At 30.2% G+C, this 24,990-nt stretch carries 22 protein-coding genes and 1 pseudogene; 19 read left to right on the forward strand and 4 right to left on the reverse strand.

All coding sequences use genetic code 11. The features are described from left to right. Together sfsA and HMPREF9131_RS04195 are read right to left on the reverse strand one after the other, a co-directional pair. Positions 1-1,197: a DNA/RNA nuclease SfsA gene (sfsA, locus tag HMPREF9131_RS04190; RefSeq protein ID WP_009345568.1), complete on the reverse strand. Its 1,197-nt coding sequence runs from the start codon at positions 1,195-1,197 to the stop codon at positions 1-3. Positions 1,198-1,349: 152 nt separating this feature from the next. After that, a complete protein-coding gene (locus tag HMPREF9131_RS04195; RefSeq protein ID WP_009345535.1) occupies positions 1,350-3,359 on the reverse strand; it encodes a urocanate hydratase in 2,010 nt (669 codons plus the stop codon). Between the two features lie 271 nt (positions 3,360-3,630). Here HMPREF9131_RS04195 and hutI point away from each other — a divergent pair, with 271 nt between their 5' ends. From hutI to HMPREF9131_RS04240, 9 genes are all read left to right on the forward strand, one after another. Next, a complete protein-coding gene (gene hutI, locus HMPREF9131_RS04200) occupies positions 3,631-4,896 on the forward strand; it encodes an imidazolonepropionase (RefSeq protein WP_009345569.1) in 1,266 nt (421 codons plus the stop codon). Positions 4,897-5,496: 600 nt separating this feature from the next. Beyond that, a complete protein-coding gene (gene nhaC / locus HMPREF9131_RS04205) occupies positions 5,497-7,029 on the forward strand; it encodes a Na+/H+ antiporter NhaC (RefSeq protein ID WP_009345587.1) in 1,533 nt (510 codons plus the stop codon). A 48-nt stretch (positions 7,030-7,077) separates the two neighbouring features. After that, positions 7,078-7,551, forward strand: coding sequence for a hypothetical protein (locus HMPREF9131_RS04210; RefSeq protein WP_009345618.1), 474 nt, complete (start codon positions 7,078-7,080; stop codon positions 7,549-7,551). A gap of 29 nt (positions 7,552-7,580) precedes the next feature. Further along, the gene (hutH, locus tag HMPREF9131_RS04215) at positions 7,581-9,122 is read left to right on the forward strand and encodes a histidine ammonia-lyase (RefSeq protein WP_009345560.1); all 1,542 of its coding nucleotides are present in this window, start codon (positions 7,581-7,583) and stop codon (positions 9,120-9,122) included. A gap of 47 nt (positions 9,123-9,169) precedes the next feature. After that, positions 9,170-10,063, forward strand: coding sequence for a glutamate formimidoyltransferase (ftcD, locus tag HMPREF9131_RS04220; protein WP_009345637.1), 894 nt, complete (start codon positions 9,170-9,172; stop codon positions 10,061-10,063). A 12-nt stretch (positions 10,064-10,075) separates the two neighbouring features. Then, the gene (locus HMPREF9131_RS04225) at positions 10,076-11,752 is read left to right on the forward strand and encodes a formate--tetrahydrofolate ligase (RefSeq protein ID WP_009345565.1); all 1,677 of its coding nucleotides are present in this window, start codon (positions 10,076-10,078) and stop codon (positions 11,750-11,752) included. 8 nt (positions 11,753-11,760) lie between these two features. Beyond that, positions 11,761-12,387 carry a cyclodeaminase/cyclohydrolase family protein gene (locus tag HMPREF9131_RS04230; RefSeq protein ID WP_009345603.1) on the forward strand — a complete coding sequence of 209 codons (627 nt, stop codon included), beginning with the start codon at positions 11,761-11,763 and terminating at the stop codon, positions 12,385-12,387. Then, the gene (gene glmL / locus HMPREF9131_RS04235; protein ID WP_009345517.1) at positions 12,384-13,727 is read left to right on the forward strand and encodes a methylaspartate mutase accessory protein GlmL; all 1,344 of its coding nucleotides are present in this window, start codon (positions 12,384-12,386) and stop codon (positions 13,725-13,727) included. The genes HMPREF9131_RS04230 and glmL overlap by 4 nt, the downstream gene beginning before the upstream one ends. A gap of 393 nt (positions 13,728-14,120) precedes the next feature. After that, a complete protein-coding gene (locus tag HMPREF9131_RS04240) occupies positions 14,121-14,345 on the forward strand; it encodes a hypothetical protein (protein ID WP_009345574.1) in 225 nt (74 codons plus the stop codon). Between the two features lie 41 nt (positions 14,346-14,386). Here HMPREF9131_RS04240 and HMPREF9131_RS04245 read toward each other — a convergent pair whose 3' ends face one another. After that, a complete protein-coding gene (locus tag HMPREF9131_RS04245) occupies positions 14,387-15,286 on the reverse strand; it encodes a ribonuclease H-like domain-containing protein (RefSeq protein ID WP_009345492.1) in 900 nt (299 codons plus the stop codon). A 99-nt stretch (positions 15,287-15,385) separates the two neighbouring features. On the opposite strand from HMPREF9131_RS04245, the gene HMPREF9131_RS04250 reads away from it, so the two are divergent. From HMPREF9131_RS04250 to HMPREF9131_RS04270, 5 genes and pseudogenes are all read left to right on the forward strand, one after another. Continuing rightward, positions 15,386-15,979, forward strand: coding sequence for an LUD domain-containing protein (locus HMPREF9131_RS04250; RefSeq protein WP_009345609.1), 594 nt, complete (start codon positions 15,386-15,388; stop codon positions 15,977-15,979). Positions 15,980-16,051: 72 nt separating this feature from the next. Next, positions 16,052-17,142, forward strand: a pseudogene (locus HMPREF9131_RS04255) (cysteine desulfurase family protein). Positions 17,143-17,146: 4 nt separating this feature from the next. Next, positions 17,147-18,331, forward strand: a complete 1,185-nt coding sequence (gene thiI / locus HMPREF9131_RS04260; protein WP_009345527.1) for a tRNA uracil 4-sulfurtransferase ThiI — start codon at positions 17,147-17,149, stop codon at positions 18,329-18,331. Continuing rightward, complete coding sequence (locus tag HMPREF9131_RS04265; RefSeq protein WP_004825382.1) at positions 18,318-18,878, forward strand: LemA family protein; 561 nt, start codon at positions 18,318-18,320, stop codon at positions 18,876-18,878. The genes thiI and HMPREF9131_RS04265 overlap by 14 nt, the downstream gene beginning before the upstream one ends. Positions 18,879-18,886: 8 nt before the next feature. Next, the gene (locus HMPREF9131_RS04270; RefSeq protein ID WP_009345612.1) at positions 18,887-19,696 is read left to right on the forward strand and encodes a YgcG family protein; all 810 of its coding nucleotides are present in this window, start codon (positions 18,887-18,889) and stop codon (positions 19,694-19,696) included. Here HMPREF9131_RS04270 and HMPREF9131_RS04275 read toward each other — a convergent pair whose 3' ends face one another. Next, complete coding sequence (locus HMPREF9131_RS04275) at positions 19,697-20,392, reverse strand: heparan-alpha-glucosaminide N-acetyltransferase domain-containing protein (protein WP_009345575.1); 696 nt, start codon at positions 20,390-20,392, stop codon at positions 19,697-19,699. A 159-nt stretch (positions 20,393-20,551) separates the two neighbouring features. On the opposite strand from HMPREF9131_RS04275, the gene HMPREF9131_RS04280 reads away from it, so the two are divergent. The 5 genes from HMPREF9131_RS04280 to HMPREF9131_RS04300 are packed head-to-tail and all read left to right on the forward strand — an operon-like array spanning position 20,552 to position 24,792. Next, on the forward strand, positions 20,552-21,091 hold the full coding sequence (locus tag HMPREF9131_RS04280; RefSeq protein ID WP_004825598.1) for a helix-turn-helix domain-containing protein: 540 nt from the start codon (positions 20,552-20,554) through the stop codon (positions 21,089-21,091). A 9-nt stretch (positions 21,092-21,100) separates the two neighbouring features. Next, entirely contained in the window at positions 21,101-22,138 is a 1,038-nt protein-coding gene (locus tag HMPREF9131_RS04285) for an ABC transporter ATP-binding protein (RefSeq protein WP_009345485.1), read from the forward strand. Between the two features lie 8 nt (positions 22,139-22,146). Beyond that, complete coding sequence (locus HMPREF9131_RS04290) at positions 22,147-22,992, forward strand: ABC transporter permease (RefSeq protein WP_009345515.1); 846 nt, start codon at positions 22,147-22,149, stop codon at positions 22,990-22,992. Next, on the forward strand, positions 22,976-23,758 hold the full coding sequence (locus tag HMPREF9131_RS04295) for an ABC transporter permease (RefSeq protein ID WP_009345613.1): 783 nt from the start codon (positions 22,976-22,978) through the stop codon (positions 23,756-23,758). Before HMPREF9131_RS04290 ends, HMPREF9131_RS04295 begins: the two co-directional genes overlap by 17 nt. After that, positions 23,755-24,792 carry a PotD/PotF family extracellular solute-binding protein gene (locus HMPREF9131_RS04300; protein WP_009345605.1) on the forward strand — a complete coding sequence of 346 codons (1,038 nt, stop codon included), beginning with the start codon at positions 23,755-23,757 and terminating at the stop codon, positions 24,790-24,792. Before HMPREF9131_RS04295 ends, HMPREF9131_RS04300 begins: the two co-directional genes overlap by 4 nt. Positions 24,793-24,990: the final 198 nt, after the last annotated feature.

Consider the following 24,990-nt stretch of genomic DNA (forward strand, 5'->3'; position numbering starts at 1 on the left):
TTATTTTATGCGCAGGGGTTTTTCGAAAGAATCTCTGGGCAGCTTACCTTTAAAATAAATAACACCGGCAAATCTAAAGCCACATGAACGTAAAATATGTTGCATTTTATAATTATCCTTGTGAGTGTCAATTCTTAATACATTAAGCCCCATTTCAACTGCCAAATCTTCAATTTTATTTAAAAGTTTTCTGGCATAGCCTTTATTTCTGTGGTTTCCAGCTACAGCAAACCTATGGATACTTAAATATTTTTTCCCATAGAGGTATTCTCCTCTTATATCTTCATAATCTGAATCATAAGTTTGTAAAATAGCAGTCGCCACAGGAACCTTATCTTCTAATACAAAAAGCTCTTCTTTATTTAAGAGTTCTTGCATATTGGAAAGGTTAGGTTTATAACTTCCTTGCCATTGGTCTACACCCATTGCATGAAGAGATTTTGAACCATCATCATAAATCTTTTCTATAGCTTTTTTATCGGAAAATTCAGCCAGTCTTAAAATAATATGGTCCAAATTATAGTTTATTTTATCAAGAATTTTTATTTCATATGGACTTACAAGAGAATCATAAACTAGAACCTTTACTCCCTTTTGGTTATCCATTTCTAATTCCTTAGCAAAGTCGTAATGTCTTTTATAATTGGGGAAAAATTCATTGGGACCATGCATTTGAATTAAAAATAATATATAGGCATCATATCCCTCATCAATAGCCATAGAAAGCTCTTTTATGTGTTTTAAACCTCTTTTTGTAGGTGCATCAGGAAAAGATGCCAGTCCATTATTTTCAAGAGTTACACCCTTTACTTCCAAAAAGGCTTTTTTATTTTCACCTTCTAAGTAAAAATCAAATCTACTTTTATCAAATTTAAATTCTCTCTTATAACTTTTAACTTCAAAACCAAAATCTATTTTATTTTCTTTGATTGCTTCTTCAACAACGTTATTAGGAGCTGTGGAATCAACATTTATAAGTATTTCGTTTTTCAATATAGATGTAAGAGTATATTTTGTTTTTCTTTTAGGAGAATCATTTTTACTTAGATAGCACTGAGCATTTCTAATAAAAAGTTCTTCACACCTTCCGGTGTTTGGTATATAAACCAATTCTTCTTTCCCATCTATAATAACTTTACCTATAAATCTATTTATCCTTTCTATAAAAATACCTTTTACAATTTCTTGGTATTTCATAAAAAACCTCCTTTCATACTATTAAAGTATATATTAAAATTAAAAATAAAAAAAGTATTATGTAAAACAAACAATCTTTTGTAAATTTTTAAAATATTATGTAAATTAAAAAATAAGTCGGATAAGCACCCGACTTAATTTTTTAATAAAGCTTATTTAATGTTTTTTACAGCATCTTCAATTAACTTATCATCAACTAAATAGGGAAGAGTAATAACTCCTGTTTTTTCATCGTTAAATTCTACTGAAACCTCCATAGCGTGTTCATTTCTAGCCCAACTTCTTCTAGCTACGCCACTCATAACATCCCATGTTAGAGATAAATCTATTATTTCATCTACACGCTCAGAACCATCTAGTACAAGTCCGAATCCTCCGTTAATCGCTTTGCCAATTCCAACACCACCGCCATTGTGAAGAGCAACAAGGCTCATTCCTCTGGCACAGTTTCCTGCGAAACATTGTGTTGCCATATCTGCCATTACATTGGAACCATCTTTAATATTTGATGTTTCTCTGAAAGGTGAATCAGTTCCTGATACATCATGGTGGTCACGACCCATCATTACAGGTCCGATTTTTCCTTCTCTTACTAATTCATTAAATTTATGTGCAATAGCAACCCTACCTTTTGCATCTTGGTATAGTATTCTAGCTTGAGTTCCTACAACTAATTTATTTTTTTCTGCATCCCTAATCCAGTTATAGTTATCTCTATCTTGGTATCTTCTTTCAGGGTCTATACAGCTCATAGCAGCCTTATCAGTTTCTATAAGGTCTTCGTGTTTTCCTGAAAGACAAACCCATCTGAAAGGTCCATATCCATAGTCAAATAGAAGTGGTCCCATAATATCTTCAACATATGATGGCCAAATAAATCCGTTTTTATCATCAACACCATTTTTAGATATTTCTTTTACACCTGAATCAAAAATTGCTTTCATAAATGAGTTACCGTAGTCAAAGAAATATGTTCCCTTGTCGACAAGTCTTTTTATTACTTCAAAATGTCTTCTAAGTGTAGCATTTACTAATTCTCTAAATTTTTTAATATCTTTTCCTAACATATCTGTTCTTTGGTCAAATGTTAGTCCCACTGGGCAGTAGCCACCATTATAAACATTATGACAAGAAGTTTGATCAGATAATAAATCTATATGAATATTCTTTTCATCCATGTATTCAAGAAGATCAACTATATTTCCATGGTATGCAATAGATAAAGTTTCTTTATTTTTTTGTGCTTGTAAAGCCATATTAACAGCTTCTTCAGAAGACTCTGCAAGTTTCATAATCCAGCCTTGTTCAAGTCTTGTTTCTATTCTTGAAATATCTACTTCTGCAATAATTGAAACAGCTCCTGCTATATCTCCAGCCTTACCTTGAGCACCACTCATGCCACCAAGACCAGATGATACAAAAAGTTTTCCTTTAAGATTATCTTTTTCGCCAAGACCAAGTTTTAATCTTCCTGCATTTAAAATTGTGTTATAAGTACCGTGAACTATGCCTTGAGGACCTATATACATCCATCCACCTGCAGTCATTTGACCGTAGTTTGCAACTCCCATTTCTTCAGCAATTTCCCAATCATCTAAGTTATCATATTCACCAATCATAAGTCCGTTTGTTGTGATAACTCTTGGAGCATTTTTTCTAGATTTAAAAAGTCCTAGAGGATGACCTGATTCAACTACAAGAGTTTCGTCATCATGCATAACTTCTAAATATTTTTTTATAAGATTATATTGCATCCAGTCATGACATACTGAACCAGTTTCTCCATAAGTAACAAGTTCATATGGATAAAGAGCAACTTCAAAGTCAAGATTATTATCAATCATAACTTGAAATGCTTTTCCTTCTAAGCAATTACCCTTATATTCATCAATTGCTTTACCCCAAATTCTTCCTTGTGGTCTAAACCTATAGCCGTAAATTCTTCCACGACTTGTCAATTCTTCTAAAAATTCAGGAATAAGTTCTTCATGATATTCTTCCGGTATATATCTAAGAGCATTTCTAAGAGCAATCTTAGTTTGTTCTTTGGTTAATCTGAATCCTCTATCTGGAGCACGCCTTATTCCAGGCTCGAAAGTTTTCTTTTCAGGAAGAAAATCCAGCCTAACTACCATCGCTTTTTCTAATGTTTGATTATCCATAAAAGTTAATCAACCTCCTTTTTAAATAATTATAAAACAATGAAAAAATTTTGTAAACTGATTTTTAATTTGATGAATTAAAAATGTTTTCAGAATAAATAAGCTTTTTTATATACTTATAAATAATAAAATTACATCTTGTAAATATTATCCAATTAGCTAGCAAAGTCATAATTATAAAATTGTTTTCCTTGACAAAATAATTAAGTAAATCTAAAATTAAGGTTAGTTTTTAAATTGGGATAATTTATCAAAATAAGGGGAGGTTATTATGAAAGCTGATAAGATTTTATATAATTTAGAAGAAGTATTTTCACCTAAGGATTTGGGCAGACCGCTTAGAGGAAAAGAAATGAATGAAGCTGATATTTTAAAAAATGCCTACATTGCAATAAAAGATGGTAAAATTTTACAAATAGGACAAGGAGATGCTTATAAATCACTTCAAGATGAGCATACAAAAATGGAAGATTTAAAGGGATGCGTGGCTACTCCAGGATTAATTGATGCTCATACTCACCTTGTTTACGGTGGCAGCAGAGAAAATGAATTTGCCATGAAATTAAATGGCATGAAATACCTTGATATACTAGCCGCTGGCGGTGGAATTTTATCAACACTTAAAGCAACAAAAGAAGCAAGCTTTGAAACATTATATGACAAAACAAGAAATCTTGTGGAACAATTTATGATTCATGGGGTTACAGCTGTAGAAGCAAAATCAGGCTATGGAATTGAACTTGATACAGAAGTTAAAGAACTAGAAGTCATAAAAAAAATCAACGAAGATTTAAAGGTTGAACTTGTTCCTACATTTATGGCTGCCCATGTAATTGCAGAAAAATATAAAGATGACCCTGACAAATATGTAGACATTGTTATTGATATGATGCCAAAAATTAAAGAAAAAGGTCTGGCAGAATTTTGTGATGTATTTTGCGAAAAAGATGTATTTACTGCCGAACAATCAAAAAGAATACTCGAAGCAGCAAGAAAAAACGGCTTTAAACTTCGTATTCATTCAGATGAAATTGCAGATATCGGTGGTACAAAAGTTGCATCTGAATTAAAGGTAAGATCAGCAGAACACTTGATGGTAATAAGTGATGAGTCAATTAAGGCACTTGCAGAAAATAATATAATAGGTAATCTTTTGCCAGGGACAACTTTCTCCTTGATGGAAGACACTTATGCACCAGCTAGAAAAATGCTTGAAAATGGCATGGCAATCACCCTATGTACTGATTCAAACCCAGGCTCATGCCCGACAGCAAATTTGCAATTTATTATGCAGTTAGGATGTTTTGCCTTAAAACTCACCCCAATAGAAGTATTTAATGCTGTTACCATAAATGCCGCATATTCAATAGATAGAGCCAAAACAATGGGTTCTTTTGAAGAAGGTAAGGCTGCAAATATATCAGTATTTGAAGCCAAAAATCTTGACTACTTGTTATATTTCTTTGCAACAAACCTATGTAAAAAAGTTTATATAGATGGAGAACTTGTTGTTGATCAAAGACAGTTAGTAAAATAATAAAAAATTTCCGGGACACAATCCCGGATTTTTTTGTGTAAATAAAATTTGCACGTTTTTGTAAGTATAAAATTATATTTTAAAGTAAATATATTTAATCATTAATTATTTTAAATTTAAAGGTAAAAATTTTTTGAATTATATTATAGGTATCTTAAAGGAAATTAAAAAATAAAAATATTTTTTATTGTATTTATTTTTGCAATATTGATTGACATTTCACTTAAAAATTTTACCATATGCTGAAGTTATTGATAATTAAGGCTTTTATATTTTATGAATTATTTAAAACTTTTTTCTGTGCTAAACAGTTATCGAAAAGTCTTGCTAACATATTGTATTTTAGCCTTTTTTGTCAAAAAGTTTATCTTTTTTTATGTTGACAATGATTTTCCTGTGTGAAATAATTTAAGTATGAAGTTAGGTATGAAAAGTGCCTATATCATATTCATTTTGAAATAATCCAAATGGTGAAATTTGTTTGGATATTTTCAAAGCTTATCTGTTTAGTTTCTAATCAGATACATTTAGCGCAGAGTTTTTCTGCTTAATCAATGTGTATGCGTTTTCACAAAGCGCAAAGTTTTAAAGGAGGTTATTATGGACAATAGTAAAAAAACTGTAAGGCTACCAAATTTATTGGAAGCTCTTTTGCCTGTTCTTACAATGGTTGGTCTTATGATTTATGTTTTTAATTTTAGTAACGAGACTTATAACGCTGCACATATGCCATTAATTATTGGCATTATTGTGGGTTCAATTGTTGGAATTATGTGCGGTCATACCTGGTCAGATATGGTTGCTGGTATGATTCAAAGATTGGATGCGACATTGGAAGCTATATTAATTTTACTTACTGTCGGACTTTTAATATCATCTTTTATGATATCAGGTACAATTCCAGCTCTAATTTATTACGGTTTAGATATTTTGACACCAAAATTATTTTTACCTGTTGGATGTCTTCTTGTTGCTGTTGTTGGACTTGCTTGTGGTTCTTCTTGGACTGCTACAGGTACAATAGGTATTGCTTTTATGACAATAGGTCAAGGCCTTGGTATTAACCCAGCGATAACCGCCGGCATGGCAATTTCAGGAGCTTATGTTGGTGATAAATTTTCACCATTATCTGATACAACTAACCTAGCAGCAGGTGTTGCACAAACTGGTTTATTTGACCACGTTACAGCTATGGTTTCAACTACAGGACCAGTATTTGTTTTGGCACTAATTTTTTATACAATCTTGGGTATGGGTTCAAATATTGGGACATATGACCCAACAATTGCTAAGGGGATTCAAGATGCGATAATTGGTTCTTTTAATATTAACCCATTCTTACTTATTCCAATTTTAGTAATTGTGGTAGTTTGTATTTTAAGAGTTCCAGGATTACCTGGTGTAATGATTTCTGTATTTACAGGTGTGATTTTTTCACTTATTTTCCAAGAACCAAGATCTCTTGGAGAAATTTTTTCAGTTCTTCACTATGGACCAAGTGTAGAAACAGGAAATGAATTTTTGGATGCAGCTTTAGCTAAAGGTGGTATGGACCATCAAATGTGGACAATAAACCTTATTATTTTAGCAGTATCTTTTGGAGGTATCCTTGAAAAATGTGGTACCGTAGAAAAATTATTTGGAAATTTAAAGAAGAGAATAAATAGTGTTGGAGGACTTGTCCTTGCAACAATGATGACATCAATTTTCTGTGATGCTACAATGTGTGACCAATTTTTAGGTATTGGAGTTCCTGCACCATTATATGATGATAAGTATGACGATTTGGGACTTGCAAGAAATATGCTTTCTAGAACACTTGAAGATGCTGGTACACTTTGGGCTGTTATGTTTCCTTGGACTGCTTGTGGCGCTTATCAAATGCGAACTTTGGGAATTTCACCTTTTAAATTCTTCCCATTTGCTTTTGTTAACTTATTAAATCCAATATATGCAGTTATCACCGCTTATTTAGGACGCAATATTTTCTGGGCTGATGGCGCTTATACTAATTTGTTTGGTAAAACAAAAATGCTTAAAAATGTTCCAAATGCTCCTGAAAAAATTCATAAGTATGCAGTTTCTCAACTTGAAAAGAGAAGAGCTGAAGGAAAAGCACCTAGTATTCGTTAAAAGTTAAAAAAAATATATTATTAAATAGATTAATTGAAAGGTTTTATAGTGAAATTTGATTTACCTTGGAAAGATTTAGATGGAAATATCTACTCATATATAGATGTAAAAAATAGAAAAAATTATGTAAATTATATTGCGTGGTTTTTAACAATTCTTTTTGCCTTAATTGGGTTTTTTACAGTTTATAGAATTGGGCTTTTTATTGCTTTAGTGTTGTTTTTAACCTTGGTTTATAAAAGATATGTTGTAGTTACAAGTAGGGGGCTTGAAATATTTTACAATATTTTTATTAGCAAATCTTATGAGATTTGGGATTGGGAAGATATTTACGCATTAACTTATGCTAATGATTATGACTACAAAGATCTAAAAATTATTTATTTTACCAAGGGTGATATAACTAAGAGATTTTATTTCAAGTCTGAAGATTTACAAGGTATAATTTCGTTAGCTAAGTCTAAATCAAAAAAAATTAAAATTTTTGATGCAGCTAAAAATAAAAGTTTTATTAAAAATTAAAAGTGTTAAAAAAAAGGAGAATAATTATTATGATAGTTTTAAATGGAAATAATCTTACATTAGAAGATTTAGTAAAAATTGCAAGATTTCATGAAAAAGTTGAAATTGATGAAAGTGCAAAAACTGAAGTTGAAAAATCAAGAAAGTTTGTTGAAGAAATTGTTGAAGAAGAAAGAGTTGTTTACGGAATTAATACCGGTTTTGGTTCGCTTTCAAGGGTTAGCATTCCAGAAGAAGATAACGCACAATTACAAGAAAATCTAATCAGAACTCACTCTTCAGGATATGGTAATCCATTATCAGAAGCTGAAGTAAGGGCATCAATTGCCATTAGAATTAATTCATTGTTAAAAGGTGTTTCTGGAATAAGACTTTCTACAATTGAACTTTTGGTAGCTATGTTAAACAAAAATGTAGTACCATTTATTCCTGAAAAAGGTTCTCTAGGTGCCAGCGGTGACTTAGCTCCACTTGCTCATATGGTTCTTCCAATGCTTGGTCTTGGAAAGGCATATTATGAAGGAGAACTTTTAAAGGGTGCTGAAGCGATGAAGCGTGCAGGACTTAAAACTATTAAACTTGCTGCTAAAGAAGGTCTTGCTTTAATTAATGGTACAACAATTTTAACAGCTACTGGTGCTCTTGCAACTTACGATGCAATTGAACTTGCAAAAATAGCTGATATAGCTGGTGCTTTATCTATAGAAAGTGCAAGAGGAATTATAGATGCTTTCTGGGAAGAACTTCACACAATAAGACCACATGAAGGAAATCTTGCAACTGCAAAAAATATGAGAGAATTGCTTGAAGATTCAACATATGTAACTCATACTGCACAGTTAAGAGTACAAGATGCTTATTCTTTTAGATGTATTCCACAAATTCATGGTGCAAGTAAAGATTCAATTGAATATGTTAAAGAAAAGGTAGAAATCGAAATAAATTCTGCAACAGACAACCCAATAGTAACAGGAGAAGGCCATGTAATCAGTGGAGGTAATTTCCATGGTGAACCTATGGCTCAACCACTTGACTTTTTGGCTATTGCAGTTTCAGAACTAGGAAATGTTTCTGAAAGAAGAATTGAAAGACTAATAAATACAACACTTTCAGGAATGCCATCTTTTCTTGTTAAACACCCAGGTCTAAATTCAGGATTTATGATTACTCAATATGCAGCAGCAGCAATTGTATCTGAAAATAAAACTTTGGCTCACCCTGCATCAGTTGATTCAATAACATCTTGTGAAAATCAAGAAGACTTTGTATCTATGGGTCAATGGGCAGCAAGAAAAGCTCGTGAAGTAGTATTTAACGTTAAAAGAGTTTTGGCAACTGAACTTATGATAGCTGCTCAAGCAGTTGATTTCAGAAGGGAAATGGAAAATGGTAAGCTTCATCTAGGCAAGGGAACTCAAAAAGCTTACGATGTAATAAGAGATTTTGTTGACTTTATTGAACAAGATAAGGACATTGAAATCTATGATGAACTTGAAAAAGCAACTGATATTATAGATAGCGGTAAGTTACTTGAAGAAGTTAAAAAATCTGTTAACCTTGAACTGAAATAGTATATGAATAATATTTTTAATAATATATAGATAATAGGAGGAAAAAAATGAAAAGAGTAATGTGTATTCCAAATTATTCTGAAGGACGTGATTTGGATAAGGTAGATAAAATTACAGAATGTTTTAGAAATAAGGGAAAAATTAAGTTAATTGATTATCAACCCGATAAGGACCACAATAGATTAGTGGTTGAAGTAATCGGGGATCCAAGAGCAGTCGTTGAAGCTGTTATAGAATCAGTAAAAGTTGCTAGTGAAATAATAGATATGAGAACTCATGAAGGTGCTCATCCAAGAATGGGTGCTGTCGATGTTGTTCCATTTGTACCTGTTAGTGAAATGACAACTGAAGAATGTGTAGAACTTGCTAATGAAGTTGGTAAGGCAATTGGAGATATGGGAATCCCTGTATATTTATATGAAGATGCAGCTACAACAAAAGAAAGAAAAAATTTAGCAAAGGTTAGAAAGGGTCAATATGAAGGATTCTTTGAAAAAATTAAAGATCCAGATTGGAAACCAGATTTTGGCCCAGCACAAATGAATGAAAAATCAGGATGTACTGCAGTTGGTGCAAGATTTCATCTTGTTGCATTCAACGTTAATTTGAATACAGATAAGCTTGAAATTGCTGATGCAATTGCTAAAAAAGTTCGTCATATAGGTGGAGGTCTTAGATTTGTAAAAGCAATAGGTCTAGAACTTAAAGATAAAGGACAAGTTCAAGTTTCAATGAACTTAGTAAATTTTGAAAAGACTAGAATCTACCAAGCTCTTGAAATGGTTAAATCAGAAGCTAGACGTTATGGAGTTGGGGTTGTCAATACTGAACTAATTGGACTTCTACCCTTACAAGCTCTTATTGATTCAGCAGCCTACTATATGCAAATTGAAGATTTAAAAGCTGAACAAGTTCTTGAAACTCTCTTGATTGAAGACTAATTGAGGTAAAAAATGGAATTTAAAACAGATATTGAAATAGCAGATGCAGCTAAAATTCTCCCTATTGAGCAGGTAGCAGAAAAAATCGGTTTATCTGATGATGATCTTGAACATTATGGGAAATACAAGGCAAAAATTTCTTGGGATGCCATTAAGAGGTCTGAAAATAATAAAGATGGGAAATTAATTCTTGTTACTGCTATTTCTCCGACACCGGCAGGTGAAGGAAAATCAACAGTTTCAATAGGACTAGCACAAGCTTTTAACAGAATTGGCAAAAGATCAGTTGTGGCTCTTCGTGAACCATCACTTGGACCTGTGTTTGGTGTTAAAGGGGGAGCAGCTGGTGGAGGATATTCACAAGTTATTCCTATGGAGGATATTAACCTTCACTTTACCGGAGATATTCATGCTATAACTACTGCTAATAATTTAATTTCAGCTTGCATTGATAACCATATACACCAAGGTAATATTCTTGATATAGATCTTAATAATATTACTTGGAACAGGGTGCTTGACATGAATGACAGATCTTTAAGAAATATTGTAATAGGTCTTGGTAAAAAAGCTGATGGAGTTACTAGAGAAGATCACTTCATGATAAGTGTAGCATCAGAAATTATGGCTGTTCTTTGTTTGGCAAAAGATCTTGACGATTTAAAGAAAAGAATTGCAAGAATAATTGTTGCCTATACAAGAGCCGGAAAACCTGTATATATTTCAGACTTAAAAATTCAAGGTGCCGTTACTATGCTTTTAAAAGATGCAATTAAGCCAAATCTCGTTCAAACACTTGAAAATACTCCGGCTATTATTCATGGAGGACCATTTGCCAATATTGCTCACGGATGCAATTCAATAATAGCTACAAAGCTGGCAATAAAAACTTCTGATTATGCAGTTACAGAAGCCGGTTTCGGTGCTGACTTAGGGGCAGAAAAATTCCTTGATATAAAATGTAGAACATCAGGAATAAGACCGGACGCAGCTGTTCTTGTTGCTACAATCAAAGCATTGAAAATGCATGGTGGCGTAAATAAAAACGATCTTAAAGAAGAAAATATCGAAGCCCTTGAAAAGGGATTTGAAAATTTAAGACGTCACGTTGAAAATTTAAGAAAGTTTGGTCTTCCTGTTGTAGTTGCAATTAATCAATTTGCTCAAGATACTGATGCGGAAATTGAAAAACTTGAAAAACTTTGTAAGGATTTAGGGGTTGAAATTTCTCTATGCCAAGTTTGGGCAAAGGGAGGAGAAGGAGCCGAAGACCTTGCTAAAAAATTAGTAAAGAATATAGAAAAGCAAAAATCAGAAATTAATTTCTTATATGATGTAAATGATTCAATTGAAGATAAATTAAATAAGATTGTAAAAGACATTTATGGAGGCAGACGTGCAGTTTTAACAGCAGCTGCCAAAAAACAGGTCAAGAAATTAGTTGAGCTTGGACTTGATAAGCTTCCAATATGTGTAGCCAAGACGCAATTTTCCTTTACCGATAATAAAAATGTTATAGGAGCTCCAAGGGATTTTGATATTGAAATTAAGACTGTAAGAATTTCTAACGGAGCGGGATTTATTGTAGTTGAAACTTCAAATATTATGATAATGCCGGGTCTACCGAAAGTGCCTGCAGCAGAAAATATGGATATTGATGATAAAGGAAATATTGTAGGACTTTTTTAGGAGGAATTATGTTAAAAGATTTAAGTATAGTAGAATTCGCCAATGAAACGGCTTCCAATTCTCCTGCACCCGGAGGCGGATCCATTGCAGCACTAAATGCTGCCATGGCAGCTTCTTTATTGACTATGGTTGCAAATTTAACAATTGGAAAGAAAAAATATGCAGATTTTTCAAAAAGAGCTGAAGAAATTAAAATTGAATGTGCTAAATATAAAGATTTATTTGTAGAAGCTATAGATAAAGACGCATCTTCTTTTAATGGTGTTATGGATGCTATGAAGTTGCCAAAAGAAACAGAAGATGAAAAAAAGATAAGGGCAGAAAAAATTCAAGAAGGTTATAAAAAAGCAATAGAAGTTCCATTGACTTTAGGCACAAAAGTTACTGAACTTTATCCTTATTGCAAAGAACTTGCTGAAAATGGTAATTCTAATGCTATAACAGATGTTGCTGTAGCTTTAATTAATATTAAAGCAGCTTCAGAAGGCGCTTTTTTGAATGTAAAAATTAATTTAAATTCTTTGAAAGATCAAGATTATAAAAAAGAACTTGAAGAGAAAATGGAAAAAGTTGCTAAAATAATCAAAGAAAATGACCAAAGTATAATGAAAGTTGTAGATGAAAAACTTGCATGAGATATCTTTTAGTAGATGTAGGTTCAACTTATACAAAGCTTAACCTATTAGATACTGAAAAAATAGAAGTTATCGGTTCTAGTCAAAGTTATACTACTGTAAATTCAGATGTAAGAGTTGGATTTTATAAGGCACTTGAAAAGCTTAAGGCAAAATGCAAGCTTGAATATGATGAATTTTTAGGTTGCTCTTCAGCATCGGGCGGTTTGAAGGTTGTTGTTGTGGGATTTTCTAAAAATTTAACAACTTATGCTTGTAAAACTGCCAGCCTTTCAAGTGGGGCTAGAATTTTAAAAGAATATTATTATGAATTGACAAGTAAAGACCTTGATGAAATTGAAAATTTAAAACCAGATATACTATTGCTTTGTGGTGGAACTAATGGTGGAAATACTTACAATATAATTTTTAACGCAAAAGCTATAGCTAAAAAAAATTATAATTTTCCTGTTGTTTGTTGTGGCAATGAGTCGGCTAATAATTGTATTAGGGATATTTTTGATAAGTCCAATATTAAATATGTATTTACTGAAAATGTAATGCCAACAACCAATATTGTAAATTATATTCCTTTAAGAAAAGTAATTGCTGAAATTTTTATAAGTACAATTACAAAAGCTAAGGGGATAGATGCCTTATCAAAAAAATGCAAAATATTTTTACCCACACCAATAGCAGTTCAAAATGCTATTTCAACTTATGGCAAGGTAAATGATATAAGCCTATTGTCTATTGATATCGGTGGAGCTACTACAGATATTCATTCTATTGGCAAGTCCTATTGGGGAGATGAAAATATCATAGCTCCCGAAATTGATGAGCCATATGAAAAAAGGACAGTTGAGGGAGATATGGGAATGAGATATTCTGCGACAGCTCTTTATGAGTCTTTGGGTGACCAAGTTTTTAAAAACCTTGGCTATACTGATGCGAAAAAAAGATGTCAAGAGCGTTTTGATAATACAGATTTTATTCCTACTGATCTTGAAGAAGAAAAGTTTGATCAAATTTTAGGGTATTTAGCAGCAAAAACTGCATTGTCAAGACACATTGGCAAGTTAAAAAAAATTCCTACAAGTACAAGATATATATATAAGCAAAGTGGTAAGGATTTGAGAAGGGCTAAAGAATTTTTAGCAACTGGTGGAGTATTGATTAATTCCAAGAATCCATCTTTAATTTTAAAGTCGATAAATGATTTAGATGATTCTTATTTGAAACCTGAAAACCCCAAATTCTTGCTTGACAAGTCATATATTTTATCATCAGTAGGTCTTATTTCAAAATTTGAACCAGAAAAAGCTGTAAAGTTTTTAAAAAAATATTTAAAAGAAATATAAAATTTATAAGTTAATGTTATAGAAAATTTTTATTAGGAATTTAGTATCATAAATTTAATGTTTTCATAGAAAAATAGTGTTGGTGGCAAATCATCAGCACTTTTTTTGAGGCTTTATAAAATAAGTTTGTGAGTAAATCTATAAAAGATATTTTTATGTAAAAAATGACAAAGGACAATTTCAACAAAATATAGGTTCTAATAAATACACAGGAGTGATTCTATATATTAATAATCATATAAATAAATTTGAAATCAGTTTTTATAATGGATAAAATAAACTTATTTTTTCTTTTTGAAAAAAATTATTACAATTTAAAAAATTTTGAAAAATTTTTAACTTTTATGTTTATCTTCATATTTTTGGGTAAAATAGTCACGAAGAGGTGATAATATGATTAGTGATAACGAAAAAAAAGAATTTATACTAAGTCATTTAAAGGGATATCAAAAATGGTTATCTCATGAAGAATTATCTTTTATTTATGGATTGTTGGGCAGTGACCCTAAAGAAGATTCTGAAATTGTTAGTTCAATAAAAGAAATTGTAGAAACATTGCCTGCTGAAAGGTTAGACAAAGTTTATAATTATATTAAGGAAAAGGGACCTAAAGAATAATCTTTAGGTCTTTTTTAAAGATATTTGAATTAATCATAGTCTTAAATAAAGTTTTCTATCTCCATTTGGATTATTTTTTTAAAGACTTGTATTATATTTTCTATTAAAAAATCTTTATAGTATAAAATCAAAATTTGAGAAGGACTTTTTAGATGAGATTTATTGGTCAGGTTTTTAAAGTCTTTTTTTAATAAATAGTAACAGTAATCAGCTTTATCATAGATATCGGAATGAGTAAATAATTCCACTTTGAAATTTTTATTGCAAATAAAGGTATAATTTTTATTAGATCTGTAATAATTTCCTTCAAAAGAGGATTCTCCTTCATATATTATTGTATTTTTTTCTAGATAAATATTTTTTATTTCAAAGGTTAAGCTACCAAATTCTAATTTAAGAAATTTTCCTAGGTATTTACTTACTTCCACATATAAGTTTTTTAATTTTATTAGATTTTCCCTATTTCTTTTGGAAATTTCTAGGAGTTTATTTCTGTCTTTATTAAGCAAATATTTTTTAAAGTTTTCGCCGACATTTTTTCCTGAAATTACAGGTTGACCCTCAATTTTGAAAAATTCTTCTAAATTATTTTTTGAATAATTTTCTAAAGGGAATAGATATTTAAAGTTTTTTATTTTTTGACTTAATTTTTTTATGTTGAAATCAGTTGGGATTTTATAAGTATCAGCCTTATAAGTTAAAAAATTTTTTTCAAAAGTTCCGTTATAAGCAATTATTTCTTCATTTCTAATAATTTTATTTGCCTTATTTATAAGTTCTATCTCTTCTTTTAAATCTTCTATAATAAATTGATAAATAGTATTATTTTTAATAATTCCTATTGCAATAATGACGTCATTTTTTATTGAAAGCCCTGTTGTTTCTATTATTAAAAAATTTTTTTCTGAATTTTCACTTAGTCTTTTTTCATTATATATCAAAGCAATCACCAATATGATTATAGCATTTAACTTGATCTTATAAATACTTTAAATTTTAAAAAAAATAGTATATCATAAATATGAGGTGAATTAACTTTAATGATAGATTTACTAAGAACTAAAAGCTCACTTATTAAAAATGGCTTTTTTTCTTATATTTTTGATAATAAAGAAGATGCAGTAGATTATTTTCTTCATTTTGCAAAAGAAAATATAAGTTTTGGCTTTGCTGGCTCTAAGACTTTAGAAACTTTAGGAATTTATGATATTTTAATAGATAAGGGCTATAAATGTTTTTGGCATTGGAAAGATGGCTTTAAAGAAGGATTAGACAACTGTAAAGATGCTGATTATTATCTAACTTCTGCAAATGCAATTACATCTGATGGAAGTTTGTATTTTGTAGATAGAATTGGAAATAGAATTTCCTCAGTTTGCTTTGGTCATAAGAAAGTTTTTATTTTTATTGGCAGAAATAAAATTGTAGCAGATAAGGCTGAAGCTGTTAGAAGAGCTGAAAATATAGCTATACCTTTAAATTCAAGAAGGATTAATAATGATATTTTTAAAGGCTTGAGGTCTGATAATTGTGTACATTATGATGATGCAGCTAATATGGAGTTATTTTTAAATGCATCTGCTAAGGGTAGAGATATATATGTATTTTTGATAAATGAAGATTTAGGATATTGATACATAGGTGATTAGATGATTTATTTAGATAATTGTTCAACAACAAAAACTTGTCAAGAATCAATAGATATTATGACAAAAGCTTTGAGTGAGGATTTTGCCAATCCTTCATCTCTACATTCTTTTGGATTAAAAGTTGAAAAAGAAATTGCACAATCAAGAAGTGCAGTTGCTAAATTAGTTGGGGCACAAACTTCAGAGATTTTTTTCACATCGGGTGGAACTGAGAGCAATAATATTGCCATTCATGGTTTAATAAAAAAGAATAAAAGAAAAGGAAAAAAATAATAACTACTGCTATTGAGCATGCATCAATTAACGATCAGTTTATCAATTATAAAAATGAAGGATTAGATGTTAAATTTATTGGTGTTGATAAACATGGAAATGTAGATATAGAAAAACTTTTAGATGAAATTGATGAAAATACTATAGTTCTCTCTCTTATCCATGTTCATAATGAGCTTGGGACTATAAATGATTTAAAGGAAATTACTAAAAGAGTTAAAGAAAAAAATAGAAATGTTTTAATACATGGTGATGGCGTTCAAGCTGTTGGTAAGATTCATGTTAATTTAAAAGATTTAGGCATTGATACTTATTCCATTTCTTCTCATAAAATTTATGGACCAAAGGGAGCGGGTGCCTTATATGTTAGAGAATCCCTTGATATTCCATCCCTTGTCATCGGTGGAGGTCAAGAAAAAGGTCTCAGAAGTGGAACAGAAAATGTTCCGGGAATTTTAGGTTTTGCCAAGGCTTGCCAACTTGCCTATGAAAATTTAGAACAAAGAATAGAACACGCTGGTAAGATTAAGGCTTATCTATTAAAACTTTTAGAGGAAAATTTAAAAGATTATCAGATAAATACGCCCCAAAATTCTTCAAATTTCCACTTGAGTGTATCTATAAAAGATATAAGAGCAGAAGTTCTTCTTCACTATTTAGAGGGAGATGAAATTTATATTTCTACTGCTTCAGCTTGTTCTTCTAACGGAAATCACAAGTCAAAAACCTTAAAAGAAATTGGTCTTAATGACAATTTAATGGATGGAACTATTAGAATTTGCACATCTAAAGATATCAGTTTTAAAGATATAGATATTTTTGTCGAAAAACTAATTAAGTATGTAAATGAAATTAGAAATATAATGATAGGGTGATTGTTTGGAAAAAGTATTGTCAATGTCTTTAGGAGAAATTGTCCTTAAAGGAAATAATAGAGGGCAATTTATGTCAAAACTTCTTGGACAAATAAAAAAGGCTATAAGCGATTTAGATCATGGAAATGTATACCATTCTATGGGGAAAATTTATATTGATGGATATAGGGACGAAAAAGAGTTAATAAAAAGGTGTAAGCATATATTCGGAATTGTTTATATTTGTCCCTGTATAAAAGTTAAAAGTGATCTAAAAGAAATAGAAGAGGCTGTGGTTTCTTTTGTTGGAGAAAAACTAAAAGAAAACCCAAATTTTAAAACTTTCAAAGTTCATTGCAAGAGAGCCTATAAATCTTATCCAATGAATTCAATGGATTTTAATAATAAATTAGGTGGGGCAATTTTAAAAAATTTCCCTCTAAAAGTAGATGTTCATAATCCTGATTTTTATTTATATTTGGATTTTAAAAAAGAAAATTCTTATATATATATGGAAAAAATAAAAGCTTATGGAGGTCTTCCTAGGGGTACAAATGGAAGAGGGTTATTACTTTTATCGGGTGGAATAGATTCACCTGTTGCAGGATTTTTAATGGCAAAAAGAGGAATAGCCTTAGATGTCCTACATTTTCACTCTTATCCTTTTACATCTCAAAGAGGAGAAGAAAAAGTTATTAAATTAGCTGAAAAAATTTCTAGCTTTTCAGGAAAAATGACAATGTATTCAGTTAATCTTTTAAATATTCAAAAAGAAATTAACAAAAATTGTCCTGAAGATCAGATGACTCTTCTTTCTCGCCGATTTATGATGAGAATAGCTGATAAATTAAGTCTAGACAATTCTTATGATGCAATAATAACAGGAGAAAATTTAGGACAAGTAGCTTCACAAACTATTGACGGTTTAAAAGTTACGGATATAATCACACGTAAACTTGTTTTTAGACCTTTGATAGGTATGGATAAAATTAATATTATTGATATTGCTAGAGAAATTGGAACTTATGAAACTTCAATTCTACCTTTTGAAGATTGCTGCACAGTATTTTTACCTAAGCATCCATCTTTAAGACCAGAGGTTGAAGAGATGGAAAATTCAGAAGAAGCTTTAGATATTGATAAGTTAGTTGAGCAAGCTATAAATGATATGAAAATAATAAAAATAGGAGGAAACCATGAGAAAGAATAAGGGAATAGCAGGATTAATAATTGTAATAGTAATAGCAATTGCTTTAGTAGCAATTCTCGGAGGTAAATATAATAGGTTGATGTCACTCAGAGAAGACGTGAATCAGTCTTGGGCTCAAGTGCAAAATCAAGTTAAAAGACGTGCTGATTTAATTCCTAATCTAACAAATACAGTTAAGGGATATGCTAAACATGAAGAAGAAACACTTACAAAAATAACACAAGCAAGAAGTGGGATAGAAAGTGCATCAACACCGAAAGAACTTGCAAAAGCCGATGCAGAACTTACAAGGGCAATAAATGTTGTTGTAGAATCTTATCCGGAATTGAAAGCTAATGAAAACTTTCTCGACCTTCAATCTCAACTCGAAGGAACAGAAAATAGAATAGCAACTGAAAGAAAAAGATACAATGATACTGTTACGGTTTATAATAAATCTGTAAAGAGATTTCCAACAAATTTAATTGCTGGAATATTAGGATTTGACGAAAAAGAATATTTTGAAGTTTCAGAAAAGGATATGGAAGTTCCTAGTGTTGAATTTTAGGTGATTTTATGAAGAGAAGGCTCTTATTTATTGTAGTCTTATTTCCATTAATATTTGATATATGTTTTGCTAAAAATATTATAGATAAAAATAAATTTGATTATTTTATTTACGATACACAAAACGTATTGTCCCAAGAAAGTAAGGACTACATTAATGGAATAAATTTGGATTTAAAAAATAAAACAGGTGGAGAAATAGCAATAGTTATCCTTGATAGCATTGAAGAAGGACAAGCAAAAGCCTATGCCACAGAAATTTTTAGTGAGCTTGGAATTGGTGAAAAGGGAAAGGATAATGGTTGTCTTATACTTATGGCTACTAAATCACGAGATATTCAGATTGAGCCTGGTTATGGAGCTGAAGGTTTTATAACTGATGCAAAATGTGCCAGAATTTATAGGGCTATGGGACAAGTTATAAGAGAAAGTGAAAATTCTTCAGATTTGGATTATGAAGCTGGTATTCTTGAAGGTTTTAATAATATTATTAAACTTTATGAAGATGAATATGATGTGGAATTAAATGCTGAGGAAGGGAAATATTCTAAAGATGTTTCTCAATCAGATGATTTTTCATTGTCAAGTCCTGAATTTATAATTCTAATTATTGTAATTTATATAATATTTTCATTTTTTATCAATGGTCCTAAAAATCGCAAGAGAAGATACAGAAGAAATAGATTCGGCGGTTTTGATGATTTTGGTGGTTTTGGCGGCTTTGGTGGTTTCGGAGGTTTTGGTTCCGGAAGCTCAGGAGGCTTTGGTGGCTTCGGCGGCGGTTCAAGTGGCGGCGGAGGTGCCGGAGGTAAATTCTAACTAGCCTAAAATTAATTTTAATATTGCCACTAAAATAACTTGGTGGAGCAAATATATAATTAGAGAATGTCTTCCCAAAATATTAATAATATTTTTGGATGGCATTCTTTTTTTTATATTTAAAAAATTATAAAAATAGTAACCGGAAAAATACAAAAATATCCAAGGAATTATCGGGAAATAATCTCCAGAAGTGAAAGTGGCTTTAGGTAAGCCTAAGATAAATAAATTGTAAGTATAAAGATTTTTAGGTATATCAATAAGCTTGAAAAATATAGTACCTTTGTATATATCTTTAAAAATTATAAATAGCAATAAACTAACAAAGAATAAAATTTTTTTATTTAATTTTATAGAAAATTTTTCAAATAAATAAAAAATAATACCTGCTGAAAAAAAGAAATGTATAACACCAAAATATATGGTATAAGATCTATCAAAAATGAATGAAAAAACAGAAATTAATATAGATGATATTCCTAAAATAATAGATCTTTTTATCCTATTTTTTGAAAAGTTTTCGCACAGCCCAGCTAAAAAAACAAAGGAAATACATATATACTGTTGGTAGTAATAAAAATTCATGTTGATATTAAAATTATAAAAATTAATCAGATCAAATATCAAGTGGAAAATAATCATATGAATGATGGTAAATCCACGCAAAAAATCAATTGTATTATATCTTTCTTTCATAAAAAAATTATATCACGAAAAACAAATAAATGAAATTCAAATTATAATTATGATAAATTTTAAATTTAATATAATAAACCTATTGACAAATATAGGTATTGATTTTATACTGTGAATAGTTTAATAATTTAAGAAAAATATTTAATAAGAGGAGATTAAATGGAAATAGGTAATAAGATAAAAGAGCTAAGAGTAGCCAGTGGACTTACTCAGGAAGAGCTTGCCACAAGAAGTGAGCTTACGAAAGGTTTTATATCACAAATAGAAAGAGATCTTACATCACCTTCCGTTGATTCACTTTTAGATATTCTTGAAGCTTTGGGTACTTCTCCTTCAGAATTTTTTTCAAAAGACAAAAATGAAAGAATAATATTTTCTGAAGATGATTATTTTGAATATGAAAATGAAGATTTGGGATTTTTTTTACAATGGATTGTCCCTAATGCACAAAAAAATATGATGGAACCTACTCTAATTTCCTTAAAAGAGGGTGGCAAGTCTAAAAAAATTGCCCCCTTTGAAGGTGAAGTTTTTGGATATGTAGAGAAGGGAAGCATTTGTTTGCATTATGGTGATAAAATTTTTGAATTAAAAAGTGGGCAAACTTTTTATTTCGAGGCTAAAAGGGAGCATTTTCTTGTAAATAATAAAAAAAGAGAGGCTAAGGTTATTTGGATTAGCTCTCCACCAAATTTCTAGGGGGTAAGGATGGAAGATAAATTTGTTATTGAACTAAAAAATATCAGCAAAACTTTTGGGGATAATGTAATTTTAAAAGATTTTAATTTAACAATTAAGAAAAATGAATTTTTAACTCTATTGGGACCTTCTGGGTGTGGCAAAACTACGATTTTAAGGATAATTGGAGGTTTCGAGTGGCCTGATAAGGGTAGGGTAATTTTTAATGGCAAGGATATTACAGATGATGAACCCTACCAAAGAAAAATAAATACAGTTTTTCAAAAATATGCCTTATTTCCCCATCTAAATGTTTTTGATAATGTAGCTTTTGGTTTAAAAATAAAAAAATTATCTAAAAATGTGATCGAAAATAAGGTTAAACAATCATTAAAATTAGTAGGATTAAATAATTTTCAAAATAGAAATATAGATTCTCTTTCAGGAGGTCAACAACAAAGGGTAGCCATAGCTCGTGCACTTGTTAATGAACCTGAAGTTCTTTTGCTTGATGAACCCCTAGGAGCTCTTGATTTAAAGCTTCGTCAAGATATGCAATATGAGCTTAAAAAAATTCAAAAGCAAGTCGGTATAACTTTTATTTATGTAACTCATGACCAAGAAGAGGCCTTATCTATGTCTGATACCATTGTGGTTTTAAACGATGGTATAATTCAGCAAAAAGATGATCCTGTATCTATTTATAATGAGCCTAAAAATGCTTTTGTCGCAGATTTTATAGGAGAATCTAATATAATTAAAGGTAAAATGATCGAAGATTATAAGGTGGAATTTCAAGGACATGTTTTTGATTGTGTAGACAAGGGTTTTGAAAAAAATGAAGAAGTGGATATTGTTGTAAGACCGGAAGATATAAAGCTCGTTCGCCATGAAGGGATGATTAATGGTATTGTTACTAATGAAGTTTTTTATGGTGTTCATCATGAAATGAGCGTTGATGTTGACGGAGTTGAATGGATAATACAGTCTACAATTAAAAATGAGGTTGGAGAAAAGGTAGGACTTATAATTGAACCTGATTTAATCCACGTTATGAGAAGAAAGTAGGGCTTATTATGAAGAGATACGCTTATATTTATGCCTTATGGGGAATTTTATTTATAGTTTTTCCCTTAACACTTATTTTACTTTATTCATTAAATGCCAATAAAGATATAGTTAATTTTTCTTTTACATTAAATAATTATTCAAAATTTTTTGAACCTCTTTACTTAAAGATACTATTTGTTTCATTGGGAGTAGCTGCAATATCAACCTTGATGTGTCTATTAATAGGATATCCTATTGCTTATATTATTTCCCAATTTAATGAAAAAATAAGAAATAATTTAATAATGGTTTTTATAATTCCTATGTGGATGAATTTTCTATTAAGAACTTATGCTTGGTTGACTTTACTTGGAAGAAATGGTCTTATTAATAAAGCTTTGGGATTAATTGGTCTTGGTCCTTTTAATCTTATGTATAATATGAAGGCTGTAGCAATAGGTATGATTTATAACTTCTTGCCTTTTATGGTACTTCCAATATATACAGTTCTATTAAAAATTGATAAAAGACTTATTGAGGCAGCAAAAGATTTAGGCTGTAATAGTTTTATGGTATTTTTAAAAGTTATTTTTCCTCTATCACTTCCAGGAATATATACAGGTATAACTATGGTATTTATACCTGCTATTTCTACTTTTGTTATACCAAACTTGTTGGGAGGAAATAATTTCTATTTGATAGGTAATTTAATTGAAAAACAATTTACATTCACAGGAGATTGGGGATTTGGCTCTGCAATTTCTATAGTTCTAATAGTTATTATGATTATATTTATGGTACTTCCTGGATTACTGAAAATGAATAAAAATAAAGAGTCTAAAGGAGCGGTTGCTTATGAAAAAATTGATTGATAGAGTTTATTTATTTCTAGTATTTATATTTTTATACGCTCCCATATTTATCTTAATAGTTTTTTCTTTTAATGATTCAAGGCTTAGAGGTTCCTGGGCAGGTTTTACTTTGAGATGGTATAAAAATTTATTTTATGACCCGTCAATATTGTCGTCTTTAAGAACAACTTTAATAGTGGCAGTTTTAGCAACACTAATTTCAACAATTATTGGAACTCTTGCTGCAATAGGAATTCATGAATTAAGAGGAATAAAAAAAGATGTAATTTTAAATATTAATTATCTACCAGTTCTTAATCCTGATATAGTTACAGCAATAGCATTAATGGGTTTTTTCGGACTATTTAAGCTCAGCATGGGCTATTGCACAATGATAATTTCACACATAGTATTCTGCATACCCTATGTGATTTTATCAATCTTGCCAAAATTAAATCAATTAGATACCAATACATTGGAAGCGGCACTTGATTTAGGGGCTAAACCTTTTTATGCTATAAGAAAAGTAATAATACCACAAATAAAGCCAGCTATTTTAACAGGAGCTTTGATGGCTTTTACTCTTTCAATAGATGATTTTGTTGTGTCTTTTTTCAATACAGGACAAGGAGTAACAAATCTATCAATAACAATTTACTCCATGGCAAGGAAAGGAATAAATCCATCAATAAATGCCTTATCAACTTTAATGCTGTTGATTTTATTAATACTTCTTGTAATTATAAATAGGAGAAGTGAAAATAAATTAAGGGAGTTGAGCCAATGAAAAAAATTTTTGTATGCTTATTATTAATATTATTTTCTCTAACGGCTTGCGGAAAAAATCAAGCCAAAGAAAGTATCAATGTATATAATGCCGGGGAATATATAGATCCAGAAATTTTAAGAGATTTTCAAAAAGAAACGGGAATAAAGGTAAATTATTCAACATTTGCTTCAAATGAAGATATGTATATTAAAGTTACTCAATCTCAAGACAAATTTGATGTCATAGTTCCTTCCGACTATATGATTGAGAAATTAATAAAGGAAGATTTTCTTCAACCAATTGATTTTTCTAAAATAGATAATTTTTCACAAGTTGAGGATTTTTTAAAAAATCCAACATATGACAAGGAAAATAAATATTCAGTTCCGTATTATTGGGGAACTGTCGGCATAATATACAATTCAAAAGAGGTAAAAGATAAAGTCGATTCACTAGATATTCTTTGGAATCCCAAGTATAAAAAACAAATTATAATGTATAATTCTCAAAGAGATACAATAGGACTTTCTTTGAAAAGGCTGGGATATTCAATTAATTCAGTAGTTCCAAAAGAAATAGAAGAAGCAAAAAATGAATTGATAAAACAAAAACCCTTGGTATATGCTTATATGGATGATGATGGCAGAGATGTAATTGTTCAAGGTGATGCTAATATTGGAGTGATGTATTCAGGAGATGCACTGCTTATGATAGAACAAAATCCTGATTTAAAATATGTTATTCCTAAAGAAGGCTCTAACAAATGGGTGGATGCAATGGTAATACCAAAAAATGCAAAAAACCCTAGTGGCGCTCATAAATTTATAAATTATATGATAAAAAAAGAAGTTCAAGTAAAAAATGTAAAATATTGCATCGGTTATACATCTCCTGTAAAAGGAGTAAGAGAGCTTTTGCCAGAGGAAATAAAAAACTCAGATGTAGCATATCCAAATCCTCATGATTTAGAAAATCTAGAAAGTTTTAAAGATTTAGGAGATAGCTTAAAATTATATGACAGAGCATGGACAGAACTCAATGCAACTTCTTAATAAAATAAGCCTTAATAAAATAAGCTCTAATAAAATTTTATTGGAGCTTTTTTAAAATGTAAGAAAATAATTTCACAAAAATTTATAAATTGATAAAATTAATTAAATAAATATCATAAATAGCTTAAAATTAAAGTTTTTGTTTATTTTATCATTAACCTATGTTATTATAATAATAAAGTGAAATGTTTTCATTTG

The organism is Peptoniphilus sp. oral taxon 836 str. F0141 (assembly GCF_000179335.1).
Classification (GTDB): Bacteria; Bacillota; Clostridia; order Tissierellales; family Peptoniphilaceae; genus Peptoniphilus_A; species Peptoniphilus_A lacrimalis.